The organism is Enterovirga sp. CN4-39, assembly GCF_049446235.1.
Lineage (GTDB): Bacteria > Pseudomonadota > Alphaproteobacteria > Rhizobiales > Beijerinckiaceae > Enterovirga.
The window spans coordinates 61891-76560 of sequence record NZ_JBMSEF010000006.1 but is presented as its reverse complement, the minus strand read 5'-3'; the positions used below and the strand labels follow the sequence as shown (position 1 = coordinate 76560).

Sequence of the window (14670 nt, the reverse complement as noted above, 5' to 3'; positions counted from 1 at the left end):
ACGAGGCGGTGAGGAACCTGCAGGTTATTCGCGCCTATTATGCTGCTGCCGCCTCGGAGCAGGTCGTCCGGAGGTTTTTCCAGGAGCTGGACGCAGCACGATCCCTGATAGCCGACTTCCCTGGCGGAGGGCGGCAAACCAATCGCCCGGGAACGCGTATGCTGCGTCTGGCGCACTTTCCCTATCTCGTGTTTTACCGGATCTTCCCGGACGGCGAGCTCCGGATCATTCAGGTCCGACACGCCCGCCGACGTCCGCTGAAACTCTCATGACGACCATCGCACCTCGTGACGAACAGGAAGCCTGCGCAGCCGTCTCGGAGGCGGCGGCCGACCGGATTCCCCTGGCGATAGCGGGAGGCGGCACGAAGTCGGCCATCGGCCGCCCGGCCCAGACGGAGCGCACGCTCTCCGCCTTCGGCCTCACCGGCGTCACCCTTCACGAGCCGGCAGAGCTCGTTATCGGCGCCCGGGCCGGCACGCCGCTGGCCGAGGTCGAGCGAACGCTCGCCGAGAAGGGCCAGCAGCTGACCTTCGAGCCGATCGACTACCGCCCGCTCCTCGGCTCGAACGGGGAGCCGACCATCGGCGGGGTCGCGGCCGCGAATCTCTCCGGACCGCGCCGCATCCAGGCCGGCGCTGCCCGCGACAGCCTCATCGGCGTGCGGTTCGTGAACGGGCGGGGCGAGGTGATCAAGAACGGCGGGCGGGTCATGAAGAACGTGACCGGGCTCGACCTCGTCAAGCTGCTCGGCGGCTCCTGGGGCACGCTCGGCTTCCTGACGGAGGTCACGTTCAAGGTCCTGCCCAAACCCGAGCGCACGCGGACGCTGGTGTTGCGCGGCCTCGACGAGGCGCAGGCTGCCGCCGCGATGGCGGCTGCGCTCGGCTCCCCCTACGAGGTCACGGCCGCGGCGCATCTGCCCGCCGGGCTGCGTGGCGGCGCCCAGACGCTCCTTCGGCTGGAAGGCTTCGCCTATTCGGTCGATCACCGCGGCGGAGAGCTCCGGCGGCTGTTCCGACGCCACGATACCGACATCGTGGATGGGGAAGCCAATAGTGCGCTCTGGCGCGGCGTGCGCGATGTCGCCCCCTTCGCGGCGAACGTCTCGAGCGAGGCGGTCTGGCGGATCTCCGTCGCGCCGACCAAGGGCCACCTCCTGACGGCCCTCGTCGCGCGCGATCTCCGGTGCCGCTGGTTCTACGATTGGGGCGGCGGGCTCGTGTGGCTCGCCTGTTCGCCGGGAGATGACGCGGGCGCGGCCGTCATCCGGGGCGCCCTCGCGCAGACGGGCGGACATGCGACCCTCGTGCGCGCCCCGGCGGAGATCCGTGCCTCGGTCGACGTCTTCCAGCCGCTCGCCGACCCGCTGCGAAAGCTGACCGCCGGGATCAAAGGATCCCTGGATCCAGTCGGGATCTTCAACCCGGGCCGCATGTATGCCGGCATCTGAGCGGGCGGCGCCGCTGCCGGCCGTGCTGTCGGGGTCAGGTGAAGGTCAGCGCTGGACGGCGCGCGCCTTCGCGCTACCCGCCATCCTCGTCCTTCTCACGGCCGTCATCCTGTTCTGGCTGGGCAGGACTCCGATCTGCACATGCGGCACCGTCAAGCTCTGGCATGGCGTCGTCCAGAGCGCCGAGAATTCGCAGCACCTGACGGACTGGTACACGTTCTCCCACGTCATCCACGGCTTCCTCTTCTACTTCGGCGCGTGGGCGGCCTTCAGGCTGGCGGGCCGCGAGATGCCGCTCTGGGCCGGCCTCCTTGCCGCGACGGTGCTGGAATGCGCCTGGGAGATCATCGAGAATACCCCCATGATCATCGAGCGGTACCGGGCGGAGGCGATCGCGCAGCATTATTTCGGCGACAGCATCGTGAACTCTGTCGCCGACATCCTGGCCATGATCGTGGGATTCGTCCTGGCGTCGCGCCTTCCGGTTGTGCTCACCGTTGTGGCGGCGCTCGCGATGGAGATCGGTGTCGGCTACGTGGTTCGTGACAATCTCGTCCTGAACGTCATCATGCTTCTCTATCCGCTGGATGCTATTCGTCAGTGGCAGGCGGGAGCGTAAGGCCCGATGCAGACCAACTTCACGCCGGCGCAACTGGCCGACCCGCACATGGAAGCGTCGGAGAAGATCCTCCGCACCTGCGTCCATTGCGGCTTCTGCACGGCCACCTGCCCGACCTACCTGCTGCTCGGGGACGAGCTCGATTCGCCGCGCGGACGCATCTACCTTATCAAGGACATGTTCGAGGGCGGGAAGGCCGCGACCGCGCAGGTGGTCCGGCATATCGACCGCTGCCTGTCGTGCCTCTCCTGCATGACGACCTGCCCCTCGGGGGTGCACTACATGCACCTCGTCGACCATGCGCGCGCCCATATTGAGCAGACCCACAAGCGGCCGCTGCATGACCGCCTGATGCGGGAGGTTCTCGCCCGCGTCCTGCCCTACCGGAACCGGTTCAGGCTGGCGATGCTGGGCGCCCATTTCGGAAAGCCGTTTCGGGCCCTGCTCGCGAGGCTGCCGCGGGTCGGCAATCGGCTGTCCGCGATGCTGGAACTCGCCCCCGCCCAGGTGCCGAACCGCTCGGCGGGCGACCGGGCGGGCACCTTCCCGGCCGAGGGGAGCCCGCGCGCTCGCGTCGCCATGCTCAAGGGCTGTGCCCAATCGGTACTGGCACCGCAGTACAACGAGGCCGCGATCCGCCTGCTGAACCGGCACGGCGTGGAAGTCGTCCAGGCGGACGAGGGATGCTGCGGCGCGCTCGTCCACCACATGGGGCGCGAGGACCAGGCGAAGGCGCTCGCCCGCAGGGCGATCGACATCTGGTCGGCGGAACTGGACCGCGGGCTGGAGGCCATCATCGTCACCGCCTCGGGCTGCGGCACGACGATCAAGGATTACGGCTTCATGTTCCGGGACGAGCCGGCCTATGCCGAGAAGGCGAAACGGGTCTCCGCGGCCGCCAAGGACATCGTGGAATACACCCTGTCGCTCGGCCTCAAGGCCCCCGTGCGGGACAGCGATCTCGTCGTCGCATATCACTCCGCCTGCTCGATGCAGCACGGCCAGCAGATCCGCACGGAACCGAAGACGCTGCTCAAGCAGGCCGGCTTCACCGTGAAGGACGTGCCGGAAGGGCATATCTGTTGCGGCTCGGCCGGCACCTACAACCTGCTGCAGCCCGAGATCGCCGGCCGGCTCCGCGCCCGCAAGGTCGCCAACATCGAACGTATCCGCCCGGACGTGATCGCGACGGGCAACATCGGCTGCATCACGCAGATCGGGAAGGGCACGGACATCCCGATCGTGCACACGGCCGAACTGCTCGACTGGGCGACGGGTGGGCCGCCGCCTGCCGTGCTGGCCGCGCGGGGCCTCGACCAGGATCGTCGGCCGACGCTCGCGGCGGCCGAATAGGCGACCCGCCCCCGCGAGGGCAACCCTCCGGGACCGGGCGCGTTGGCCGCGAGCGAAGAGGAGCTCGCATGTCTGACAAGCATTTCCGGCCCCCGGGCCCGCTCGGCTTCGGCGGGGCGCCGCTCGGCAACATGTTCAACACGGTCGACGAGGAAACCGCCGAGGGCGCCCTCGTGGCGGCCTGGGACACAGGTGTCCGCTACTTCGACACCGCGCCGCACTACGGCCAGGGCCTGTCGGAGCACCGCTTCGGGCGCGTCCTCCGGCGTTATCCGCGCGACAGCTTCGTGCTGTCCTCGAAGGTCGGACGCCTGCTGGTCGCGGACGAGAGCGCGCCGGAGAACCCGCCCTTCAAGGAAGGCCTGCCGTTCCGGGTCGAGTACGATTACAGCTCCGATGGCGTCCGGCGCTCGATCGAGGACAGCCTGAACCGCCTGGGCCTCGCCCGAATCGACATCGCCTTCATCCATGACCTCGCCGAGGACCATCACGGCGCGGCCTGGGAAGAGGTGTTCGAGACGGCGATGGGCGGCGCTGCGAAGGCCCTCATCCGGCTACGCGAGGAGGGCGTCATCAAGGGGTGGGGCCTCGGGGTCAACCTGGTCGAGCCCTGCCGGCGGGCGCTCGAGCAATCCGACCCGGACGTGTTCCTGCTCGCCGGCCGGTACAGCCTGCTCGATTTCTCAGGCCTGCGGGAGCTGTTCCCCGCCTGCGTGGAGCGCGGCGTCCACGTGGTGGTCGGCGGCCCCTACAATTCGGGCCTCCTCGCCGGCGGAAAGAACTACGACTACCAGGAGGCGCCCGCGGACAAGGTCGCGGCCCGGGACCGGATCGCCGCCATCGCGAAGGAGCATGGCGTCGACATCAGGGCGGCGGCGCTCCAGTTCTGCGCCGCTCACCCGGCCGTCGCGGCCGTGATACCGGGCGCGAAGAACGCCGAGCGGGTCAGAACCAATGCCGAGCTGATGAGCCAGCACATCCCGGCCGCATTCTGGGAGGCCCTCCGGAGCAGCAAACTCATCCCGGACGACGCGCCCACGCCTGCCTGACGTTCAGGCGCTCGTCCGGGAGCGGTCCCGCTCCTTGTGCCGGAGCCGAAGCAGGAGATCGACGTGATCGACCGGCAGGGGATCGGCCTCGGGCCGGTCGAGGTGCTCGCGCAAACGCCGCCCGATCTGGCGGGCGATGATCTTGTAGATCGGGCCCGCGGCTGCCGGGCGGGCGGCGACCCGATCGTGCTCAGACGCAACCGACATGTCGTCTCCAACTTCTCTCAAGTTGTGGAGACGTTGGCGCCGTATGGTTACTAAACGGTTAAGCCGGTCGTGAAGCTTGACCGTAAGTCCCTGAGGAAAAAGTGACTTTCCTGGGGCGGAAATCGGGCCGGACCCGTCGCGGCTCCGCTGCGGGTCCGGCCAAGGTTGTGCTCGTCAGGCGATGCTGGTCGGCTTGCGATCGGTCGGTGCGGCGGCATCGCCGGACCGGTCCGGCCGGCCGAGCGCCTTCGCCTCGCGCCGGCGCTCGTGCAGGATCCACTCCGTGTAGCCGTTGGGCTGTGCACGGCCCTTGAAGACGAGGTCGCACGCGGCCGCGAAAGCCGGGCCTTCGAACTTGGGCGCCATCGGCTTGTAGGCCGCGTCGCCCGCGTTCTGCCGGTCCACCACCTCGGCCATCCGGCGCATGGTGGCCATCACCTGCTCCTCGCTCACGATGCCGTGCCGCAGCCAGTTCGCGATATGCTGACTCGAGATACGCAGCGTCGCGCGGTCCTCCATCAGGCCGACATCATGGATGTCCGGCACCTTGGAGCAGCCGACGCCCTGGTCGATCCAGCGGACCACGTAGCCGAGGATGCCCTGGGCGTTGTTGTCCAGCTCCTCCTGGACGGCCTCCGGCGCGAAGTTGGACTGCGACAGCGGGATCGTCAGGATGTCGGAGAGCTTCGCCATGCCGCGCGAGCGCAGCTCCTGCTGCCGGGCCGCGACGTCGACCTCGTGATAGTGGAGCGCGTGCAGCGTCGCGGCGGTCGGGGAGGGCACCCACGCGGTGTTGGCGCCGGCCTTCGGGTGGGCGACCTTCTGGACGAGCATGTCGGCCATCCGGTCCGGCATCGCCCACATGCCCTTGCCAATCTGCGCGCGGCCCGGAAGCCCCATGGCGAGGCCGACATCGACGTTGCGGTCCTCGTAGGCCTTGATCCAGGGCGTCGCCCGCATCTCGTTCTTGCGGATCATCGGCCCGGCTTCCATCGAGGTGTGGATCTCGTCGCCGGTGCGGTCCAGGAAGCCGGTGTTGATGAAGACGACGCGCCGGCGTGCGGCCGCAATGCAGGAGGCGAGGTTCACGGTCGTGCGCCGCTCCTCGTCCATGATGCCCATCTTGAGCGTGTTGCGCTCGAGGCCGAGCAGGTCCTCCACACGGCCGAAGAGTTCGTCCGCGAAGGCGACCTCCTCGGGCCCGTGCATCTTGGGCTTCACGATGTAGACGGAGCCGGCCCGGCTGTTGCGGAACGGGTAGCGGCCAGAGAGATCGTGCTTGGCGATGAGCGAGGTCACCGCCGCGTCCAGCATATGCTCCGGGATCTCGGCGCCGGAGGCGTCGAGGACGGCCCCGGTATCGATATGCTGGCCGACGTTGCGCACGAGCATGAGGCTGCGGCCGGGAAGCGAGACCTCGCCGCCCGCGGGAGCCGTATAGGTCCGGTCGGGATGGAGGCGGCGCTCGATGGTCCGGCCGCCCTTCTCGAGGTTCGCCGTAAGCGTGCCCTGCATCAGGCCGAGCCAGTTGCGGTAGACCTCGATCTTGTCCTCGGCATCGACGGTCGCGACGGAATCCTCCAGGTCCATGATCGTCGTCACGGCGGACTCGATCACGAGGTCGGCGACCCCGGCCGGATCGTCGCGCCCGATCGGGTGCGAACGGTCGATCTTCAGCTCGAGATGCAGGTTGTTGTGCCTGAACACGATGGCGGACGGGCTCGCGGCATCGCCGAGATAGCCCACGAAGCCTTCGGGGCAGGCGAGCGCGGTCGTATCCCCGTTCCCGAGCCGCACGGACACCCTGCCGCCCTCGACCGAATAGGCGACCGCGTCCTTGTGGCTGCCCTGCGCCAGCGGCGCCGCGAGGTCTAGAACCTCGCGCGCCTTGGCGATGACGCGTTCGCCCCGGACCTTGTTGTACCCGCCGGAGCGCGTTGCGCCGCCGTCTTCCGGAATGGCGTCCGTGCCGTAGAGCGCGTCGTACAGCGACCCCCAGCGCGCATTGGCGGCATTCAGCGAATAGCGCGCGTTCGAGATCGGGACGACGAGCTGCGGACCGGCGATGGTGCCGATCTCCGCGTCGACGTTGTCGGTCTCAACCGTGGTGGGAGCCGGATCCGGCAGGAGGTATCCGATCTCGCGCAGGAAGCGCTCGTACTCGGCCTCGTCGATCGGGCGACCCTTCCGCTCCGTGTGCCAGGCATCGATCCGTGCCTGCAGCCGGTCACGGACCGCAAGAAGCTCGCGTGCACGCGGCGCGAGGTCCCGGACGATCGCGCCGAAGCCGTTCCAGAACGCGTCGGGCTCGACCCCGGTCCCCGGCAGGGCCTCGTTGACGATGAAGTCGTGCAATTGGCGGTCGATCTTCAGCCCGCCCGCCTCGATGCGTCCCACGTTTCTCTCCGCAAACTCGAACTGTTGGCCGGTCCTTAACAGCGCCCCGTGGGAGCGTCAGCCCCCGATAGGGGACGGACCGCCTAAGGTTTAATGTTTCGGCGCATAACATTCGTGCGCGGGGGGCTTCAAAACGCCCGCAGCTCACCCATGTCTCTCATTGGCCGTCTACCGGCCTCCACCAGAGGGGACCAACGTGAACGACCAGGAAAGACAGATCATCTCAGACATCTTCAGGCGGCTCGAGCAGACAGCCGGGCAGCAGCGGGACCCCGAGGCGGAGCGTTTCATCGCGGACAAAGTGCGTCAGCAGCCCTACGCGCCCTACGCCATGGCGCAGGCGCTCTACGTGCAGGAAGAGGCGCTCAAGAGTCTCGAGCAGCAGATGGAGCAGCTGCGCGCCGAGAACGAGCAGCTCAGCCGGTCCGGTGCCGGTGCCGGCGGCGGCGGGATCCTGTCGTCGATCTTCGGCGGCGGCCAGCGGCGCGAGCAGCAGCCCTTCGGCCGTCCGGGCCAGGGTCCGCAGGGCGGCCACGGGCAGGGCGGTGGCTACGGCCAGCAGCCCGGCTATGCGCCGCAGCAGGGCGGCCCTTGGGGAGGCCAGCCGCAAGGCGGGCCGCAGGGCGGTCCCTGGGGTGGGCAGCCCCAGGCTCCTCAGGCCGCGGGCGGCGGTGGCGGGTTCCTCCGCGGGGCCTTGACCACGGCGGCGGGCGTCGCGGGCGGCATGGTCGTCGGCAACGCGCTGATGAACGCCTTCTCGGGCGGGCATAGCGCGCTCGGCAACTTCTCGAACAACGACCTCGCCTCCCTCGGGGCGCCCCTGCAGGGCGGTGACGCAGCCGCGCAGGATGCGTCATTTGGTGGCGGGGATGGCGGCTTCGGCGGGTTCGGCGGAGACGACGCCACCTTCCAGGACGCCTCCTTCGACGATGGCGGCGATTTCGGCGGCGACGATTCCAGCTGGACCTGACCGGGTCCGCAGCCAAGTTCAGGACGGCCGGGAGCGATCCCGGCCGTTTTTGTTTCTAACCTCAGATCACCTTCACGCGGGTGCCCACGCGGACGCGCTCGTAGAGGTCCTCGACGTCCTCGTTCATCATCCGGATGCAGCCGGAGGAGACGTTCTGGCCGATGGTGTGCGGCTCGTTCGTGCCGTGGATCCGGTAGAGGCTCGAGCCGAGATAGAGCGCCCGGGCGCCGAGCGGGTTGTCGGGGCCGCCCGCCATGTGGCGGGGCAGGTCGGGGCGGCGCTTCAGCATGGCGGGCGGCGGAGTCCAGCCGGGCCATTCGCGCTTGGCCGTGATGGTCTTCATTCCCGACCAGGTGAAGCCGGGGCGCCCGACCCCGATGCCGTAGCGGAGCGCCTGCCCATTGCCCTGCACGAGGTAGAGGAAACGGGACGGCGTATCGATGACGATGGTGCCGGGGGCCTCCGGGCCCTGATAGGCGACGGCCTGTCGCCGGAATTCCGGGGAGATCTCGCGCAGGGGTACGGCCTCGTGCGGCGCCGAGGGGAGGGCGGCCATGCGACGCCGCTCGGCGCGTGCTTCGGGCTCCGCAAAGGGATCGGCATACCGGATCGCTGCCGAGGAGGCCGGGGCGGAGGGCGCGACCTGCCTGACGGGCCTGCCGGGATCGCGCCCGGTCATCAGCAACTCGATGAACCCGCCGCCGTACTGGCCTGACCGTGGCTGGTTGTACATGACCTGCGCCTCGGCGGCGCCGCATCCGAGCGCCAGCGCCAGCCCGAAGGCAGCGGAACCCAATCTCATTGGTCTGTCTCGCGAAGGTTGCTCCACGGAAAGGAGGGAGAGCGTCCGTGGCTGCGAGACACCATCGGGGTCGATCTTTAATCCGATGCTGCAAAGCGAGACGCAGCTGGAGCAAAGAGCGCCGGATATGCTCGAAACGATGCTTGAGGGTTACTGGGCGCTTGCCGGTCGTGCTTAATGCTTCTTTGCCCGGCGCAGCCGCGCCATGAGGCCTGCAAGGTTTCGCCGGATGTCGGCGATGTCGAAGGCGAGGGCGAGCATTCCGTAGATCGCGGCGCCGGCCGCGACCTGGGCGGCGAGGCCGAGAGCCGGGGGAAACGCCTCCCGCCATGGCCAGAGGGCGGCGCCCATGATGGCGGATGCCACCACCGCGAGCCCGAGGTCGCGCCATGGGAACACGGCGCGCACCAGAAGCGCCGCGGCCGCAACGACGACGAGACCGGCGGCGAGCGATGCCAGCTGGACGGCCGCGACGCCCTCCGCTCCGAAAGCTCCGGGCCAGCCGAACAGGAGGGCGAGGTTCACGGCGAGCGCCGCGACGGCTGCCGCGATGACGGGCGCCGTCCGGTGCCGGATCTGGAAGACCGGATTGAGCCCGTACTGGACGAGCGCATAGGCCGCGAAGGCCGGAATTGCGAGCATCATCGGGCCCGCCACCTCGCCCCGGAACGACGCCGGCACGAAGAGGGCCTCGAAGCTCGGCCACACGGCGCAGAGGCCGATGGCGGCGGGAAGCAGGATCGCGACGACGAGCGCCAGGTTGCGCGCGACCTGCCGCTCCCCGGCCGCCCGGCCGGCGCGCTCCTCCTCCCGGACGGCGAGCTGGAACAGCGCAAGGTCCAGGGCGGAGCCGAGGTTCTGGAAGAGACGCACGGCGATCTCGCTCGCCAGCGAGAAATAGCCCGCCTCCGCGAAGCCGGCCCGCCCGGCCAGGACGGAGCGGTTGAGGAGCGGCAGGAGCTGGTAGAGAGCGCTCGCGGCGACCAGGGGCACGGCGTAGCGCGCGAACCGGAGCGCGAGCGCGCGGTCGAACCGGAACTTCAGGCGCGTCTCCCGGTCCCGCAGAATGGCCATTGTCGCCACTGCCGCAAATGCGGATGCCGAGATGACATGGAGAGGGTCGGGAAAGAGCCAGGCGGCGCCCGTGGCGAGCGCGAAGGCGAGGATCCCGCGTGCGAGGAGAAGCCCCGCATAGCGCCGGTCGAGGAAGCGCGCTCGTGCCTGCGCGGTGCGGTAGTCGAACAGGCCGACCGAGAGGCCGAGTGCGATCGCCGCGCCGAGGAGCGCCGGCGGCAGCCCGAGATCGAGCTGGGCGGCAAGCAGGATCGCTGTCACGGCCACCACGAGGGCGGAGGTCATGGCGTAGAGGAGGTCCAGGGTGCCCTGAACCTCAGGCCGCCCGACCCTCACCCGTTCCGAGTAGAACCGCGTCGTGGACAGGCGCAGCCACTCGAAGAGGGCGGTGTTGATGACGACGGAGATGGAGAGCGCCACCGCGTAGCGCCCGAAGGATTCCGGGCCGACGAGATGCGCAACGACGAGCGACAGCGCGAAGCTGAGCGCGGCATTGACGAGGAAGACGGCGACGAAGGTCATGCCTGCGGAACGGTGGGCCCGGGCAGACTAGTCGCTCGCTCGAAAGAGATGGTTACGCCGCCTCGGCGGCCGCTCAGGACGCGAAGCGCGCTTCCGCCGAGCAGATTGCCACGAAGCCGCTCGTCACGGCCAGAACGCCGAGGATCTCGGTTCCAAGGCTGGACATGCTGGAGCCGAACAGCACGAGTCCAGCCAGGGAAATGGCGAAGGAGGTGAAACTCGCCCCCAACATCATCTCACGCCTCACAGATGCCGGAGCCGTGACGCGAACCAGGGGCTGGTTCCGGCTCGGGCTGAAAACTGAAGGTGGAATGCGGAGAACGCCGCCTGCCCGCAATTGCAAAGCTTGCAGGGGACTCATGCGTCCCGCGCACAGAACTATTTGGAAAGTGCGACGTAGATACCCTTCCACTCCGGTCCCGGCGGATCGCTGCGGAAGGCCGTGATCCGCTCTTCGTAGAGGTCGTAGAGCCCGGAGAGCCCGAGCCGGCCCGCGGGTTCGCGCGCGGCCTCCATCGCCCTCTCGGCTCCATCCCAGTCGCGCTCGCGATAGCGGGCAATCATCCGGGCGTGGTTTTCGGCGAGGCTCTCGAAATCCGGGGAGGTCCGGACCGCGCCATCGCCGACCAGTGCGAAGATCTGTTCCGGCTCCGTCTTTCCCTTCACCCGGATTAGGTCGATCTCGATCACGGCGAAGCTGTCCCGCACCTTGGCGGCCGTGGAGGAGCCGAGCACGATCTTCACACCGTAGAATTTCGACTGGCCTTCGAGGCGCGAGGCGAGGTTCACGGTGTCGCCGAGCACCGAATAGTCGAACCGGAGGTTCGAGCCCATGTTGCCGACCACGCAGGTGCCGGTGTTCAGCCCGACCCCGACATCCAGCGGGATGAAGGCCTGGCCGGCTTCGGCCGCCTCCCTCTCGCGCTCGGCATTCACGGCCTTCAGGCGCCGCAGCATGTCGAGCGCCGCCAGACACGCGTTCTCCTCCTGCCGCGGATCGTCGAGCGGTGCGTTCCAGAACGCCATGATGGCGTCGCCCATGTATTTGTCGATCGTCCCGTTGCGGTCGAGGATCGCGTTTGTGAGCGGCGTGAGGAAGCGGTTCATCAGGGCGGTCAGGCCCTGCGGGTCGTGCTTGTAGCTCTCGGAAATGGTCGTGAAGCCGCGCACGTCCGAGAACATGATGGTCATGACGCGCTGCTCGCCGCCGAGCTTCAGCTTCTCCGGGTTCTGCGCGAGCTGCTCGACGAGGGCAGGGGAGAGGTACTGGCCGAAGGCGGAGCGGATCCGGCTGCGGTCGACCTGCTCGCGAAAGTAGTTCGTGAAGACGAGCGTAAGATAGACCAGGAAACTCGCCGCGAGCGGGAAGGTCGCGTCGATCAGCAGCCCGGAATGGCTGTAGCGATACCACGATGCCGCCCCGAGGCTACCCGCGACGGCGGCCCCGAAGAGAAGCAGCGGCACAGCCCCGAGGATCGGGGCGAAGATGATGATCGCGGCCGCCACCGCGACGGTGACCAGCAATTCGATAGCGGTCGCGTACCCGGGGGCGGACAGCACCTGGCCTGTGAGGATGCTCTCCAGGATCTGCGCGTGGATCTCGACGCCCGGCATCGAGCGTTCGAGCGGCGTCGTCTTGTTGTCGAGCAGGCCGATCGCCGAGGTGCCAACGAGCACGATCTTGTTCGCGACCTGCTCGGGCGGGAAGCGGCCGGCCACCACGTCCTTCGCCGAGAGGAACCGGCTCGAATCGTGCGGCGTGAAATGGACCCAGACCAGCCCGTGCGGGTCGGTCTGCATCTCGAAGCCGGGGAGACGCACGGCCTGGACACCGGCCTCGTCGCTGCGCAGCAGGATGGAATCCCCGCCCGTGAGGACGCGCAGGATCTCGAGCGAGAGCGTCGGCACCTCCGCACCCTCCACCCTCACGATCATGGGTACCCGGCGGACGATGCCGTCCCGCTCCGGCAGGATCGTGAAGAGCCCGCGTCCGATCGCGGCCTTCTCCAGGGCCGGCACGTTCCGGAGCACCCCGGGGAAGCTCGGCAGGAAGGAGGCGGGATCCGGCCCGAGCTTGCCGATGCCGGTCTGGGGCGGCGGTTCAGGATCCGGCCAGGGCACTGCCACGGAAAGGGCGGTCTGCCCGAGGATCACCCGCGACCGGCGCATCGCGTCCGCCAGGATATCGTCGTTGGTCGGGAGCTCGCGCAGGGTCTGCCGCGTCGTGTCGTCGAGCTGGCTGAGGGCGGACGCGATCGAGGCCGGGGAAAGCCGGTCGTGCTCGGCGAACACGATGTCGAAGGCGACGACGACGGCGCCGGCTGCGGTGAGATTCTTCACCATGTCCGCCACGATGGTCCGCGCCCACGGCCATTGCCCGAGCTCGCGCATGCTCGCCTCGTCGATATCGACGATCATGACGGGCTTCGCGGGATGCGGCTCGCGCGGCTTCAGCGCCTGGAAGGCATCGAAGGTCCGCAGCCGCACGGCCTCGACGGGCGCGGGATCCCAGATCCGGATGGCGATCAGCAGCGCGAGAAGCGCGATGGACAGGGTCCGCCCGAAGCCGAAGCGCCGCGCCATGCGGCGGAGCCACGTGCCGCTGGGCCTGCGCTTGGGACGAAGGCGGACCTTTCGCGTGCCTTCCACTTCCGGACCGCCGTGCATGGCCGATGCTCTCAGCCGGCAGGGTCGGACGCAAGCGGTGCAGGCGCGCCCGACGCATCGGGCTGCCGTTTCAGGGCCGCCAGGAACCGGCTGAACGGCACACCGAACCGGGCCTCGCCGATGCGCCGGAGGTCGGCCGCGGGATAAAGCCAGACCTCGCCGCCTGCCTGCCGCCATTGCTCGCAGAAGCGCTGGTCGTGGCTCACGACGGCGCCCCCGTAGCGGGTGTCCCGGAACAGCGCCGCCAGCTCGGCTCGGCCGTCCGGGGAGAGATACCGGTCCGTCTCAAGCCTGTCCGCCAGGGCCTGCAGGGCGGCGCGCTCGATCAGGAGGAATTCGGGACCGAGCGCGGCGACGCGGCCGATCCCGCCCGTCACCGTGATGCTCCCGCCATCGAGGCGGACGCTCCAGTCCCGCGCCAGCATGACGGCCTGGTCGAAGGGACGGGTTTCCAGCAGCGCGCGCAGGCGGGCAGGCGACAGCGCCCCGCGGGTGACTGCGCCGCCGATCACGGGCTTTGCGAACCGGAGAAGCCGCTCGCAGAGATCCGCGCCGAAGGCCACGTTGCCGTCGAGCATGAGCAGGTGGCTGCAATCGGAGCGGAGGAAGTCGGCCGCCAGCATGTCGCGTTCCGTCGCGCGGTCCGGCCCGTCGATCGTCCGGTAGGCCGCGCCGATACCCTCGGCGTGGAGCCGGATCAGCATGTTGGCGAGCGAGGCCGCATGGTCGGACATGACGATCCCGTTCGCCGTCGGGGTGGCGATGAAGATCCGGGGATGGGTCACGTCAGGCAGGCCGGGCGCCGATCGCGTCGAGAAAGGCTTGGTAGGGCGGAGCATTCCGCTCCTCGCCGATGTGGCGGATATCGGCGTCGAGATAGGCCCAGACCTCGCCGCCCGAATCCGCATAGCGTCGGCAGAACCCGTAATCGAGGTCGATCGCCGTCCGGACCTGCCGCAATTCGCGGAAGAAGGAGAGCGGAGCGTCGGGGGCTCCCGCCATCGCGGCGACATCGGCCCGGCCCTGCATGAGGGTGAAGACCTGCCGCTCGATGAGCAGGAAGCCGCCAGGCAGCCCCTGGACCCGCGCGAGTGCGCCGCTCGGGGTGATGCGGCCGCTCTCGAACTGGACGTTCCAATCCTGGGCGAGCGCGAAGGCATCGTCGAAGGATGCCCCGTCGAGGTGGCGGCGAAGCCCGGCGAGATCGAGCCGCCGCTTCGGGTACACGGCGCCGATCAGGGGCTTGCCTGTTGCCAGGAGCTTCTCGGCAAGGTCGGCCGGAAACGTCATGTCGCTGTCGATGAAGAGCAGGTGGCTGGCCTGCGAGGCCAGGAACTCGCGCACCAGGAGGTTGCGCTGGAGGATGAGGTTGTCGCCGTCGAGTGTCCGGAACGTCGCCCGGATCCCGACCTCGCCGAGGCGAAGCAGGAGCCCGGCCAGCGCCTCGACATAGCCCGCCATCGCGATCCCGTCGGCGGTGGGCGTCGCGATGAGGAGTGTTGGCGAGCCCGGGCTCATGCGCCGGGCGCCATTCGTGCCGACGACGTGCGGCACGCG

14 protein-coding genes are annotated in these 14670 nt (G+C 69.0%); 6 read left to right on the top strand and 8 right to left on the bottom strand.

The annotated features are described in order from the left end of the window. Positions 1-8: 8 nt before the first annotated feature. From ACO2SS_RS12005 to ACO2SS_RS11985, 5 genes are all read left to right on the top strand, one after another. Positions 9-272, top strand: a complete 264-nt coding sequence (locus tag ACO2SS_RS12005) for a type II toxin-antitoxin system RelE/ParE family toxin (protein ID WP_423277894.1) — start codon at positions 9-11, stop codon at positions 270-272. Beyond that, complete coding sequence (gene glcE / locus ACO2SS_RS12000) at positions 269-1453, top strand: glycolate oxidase subunit GlcE (RefSeq protein WP_423277893.1); 1185 nt, start codon at positions 269-271, stop codon at positions 1451-1453. The genes ACO2SS_RS12005 and glcE overlap by 4 nt, the downstream gene beginning before the upstream one ends. Further along, positions 1440-2072 (top strand): DUF2585 domain-containing protein, encoded by a 633-nt coding sequence (locus ACO2SS_RS11995; protein WP_423277892.1) that lies wholly within the window; start codon positions 1440-1442, stop codon positions 2070-2072. Before glcE ends, ACO2SS_RS11995 begins: the two co-directional genes overlap by 14 nt. 6 nt (positions 2073-2078) lie before the next feature. Further along, entirely contained in the window at positions 2079-3425 is a 1347-nt protein-coding gene (gene glcF, locus ACO2SS_RS11990) for a glycolate oxidase subunit GlcF (protein WP_423277891.1), read from the top strand. A gap of 68 nt (positions 3426-3493) precedes the next feature. After that, on the top strand, positions 3494-4474 hold the full coding sequence (locus ACO2SS_RS11985; protein ID WP_423277890.1) for an aldo/keto reductase: 981 nt from the start codon (positions 3494-3496) through the stop codon (positions 4472-4474). Positions 4475-4477: 3 nt separating this feature from the next. On the opposite strand, the gene ACO2SS_RS11980 is transcribed toward ACO2SS_RS11985, so the two are convergent. Together ACO2SS_RS11980 and ACO2SS_RS11975 are read right to left on the bottom strand one after the other, a co-directional pair. Then, positions 4478-4681 carry a hypothetical protein gene (locus ACO2SS_RS11980; protein WP_423277889.1) on the bottom strand — a complete coding sequence of 68 codons (204 nt, stop codon included), beginning with the start codon at positions 4679-4681 and terminating at the stop codon, positions 4478-4480. A 174-nt stretch (positions 4682-4855) separates the two neighbouring features. Further along, positions 4856-7078: a malate synthase G gene (locus ACO2SS_RS11975; RefSeq protein WP_423277888.1), complete on the bottom strand. Its 2223-nt coding sequence runs from the start codon at positions 7076-7078 to the stop codon at positions 4856-4858. A 196-nt stretch (positions 7079-7274) separates the two neighbouring features. Here ACO2SS_RS11975 and ACO2SS_RS11970 point away from each other — a divergent pair, with 196 nt between their 5' ends. Then, the gene (locus ACO2SS_RS11970) at positions 7275-8048 is read left to right on the top strand and encodes a DUF2076 domain-containing protein (protein ID WP_423277887.1); all 774 of its coding nucleotides are present in this window, start codon (positions 7275-7277) and stop codon (positions 8046-8048) included. 61 nt (positions 8049-8109) lie between these two features. Here the strand turns inward: ACO2SS_RS11970 and ACO2SS_RS11965 are convergent, their stop codons facing one another. The 6 genes from ACO2SS_RS11965 to ACO2SS_RS11940 form a co-directional block, all read right to left on the bottom strand. Further along, a complete protein-coding gene (locus ACO2SS_RS11965; RefSeq protein ID WP_423277886.1) occupies positions 8110-8850 on the bottom strand; it encodes a L,D-transpeptidase in 741 nt (246 codons plus the stop codon). Between the two features lie 174 nt (positions 8851-9024). Continuing rightward, entirely contained in the window at positions 9025-10446 is a 1422-nt protein-coding gene (locus tag ACO2SS_RS11960; RefSeq protein WP_423277885.1) for a lipopolysaccharide biosynthesis protein, read from the bottom strand. Between the two features lie 73 nt (positions 10447-10519). Continuing rightward, positions 10520-10681: a hypothetical protein gene (locus ACO2SS_RS11955; protein WP_423277884.1), complete on the bottom strand. Its 162-nt coding sequence runs from the start codon at positions 10679-10681 to the stop codon at positions 10520-10522. A gap of 143 nt (positions 10682-10824) precedes the next feature. Beyond that, positions 10825-13029: a CHASE2 domain-containing protein gene (locus ACO2SS_RS11950; protein ID WP_423277883.1), complete on the bottom strand. Its 2205-nt coding sequence runs from the start codon at positions 13027-13029 to the stop codon at positions 10825-10827. Positions 13030-13124: 95 nt separating this feature from the next. Further along, entirely contained in the window at positions 13125-13952 is an 828-nt protein-coding gene (locus tag ACO2SS_RS11945) for a hypothetical protein (RefSeq protein WP_423277882.1), read from the bottom strand. Then, the gene (locus ACO2SS_RS11940; RefSeq protein ID WP_423277881.1) at positions 13900-14667 is read right to left on the bottom strand and encodes a hypothetical protein; all 768 of its coding nucleotides are present in this window, start codon (positions 14665-14667) and stop codon (positions 13900-13902) included. Before ACO2SS_RS11940 ends, ACO2SS_RS11945 begins: the two co-directional genes overlap by 53 nt. Positions 14668-14670 lie beyond the last annotated feature (3 nt).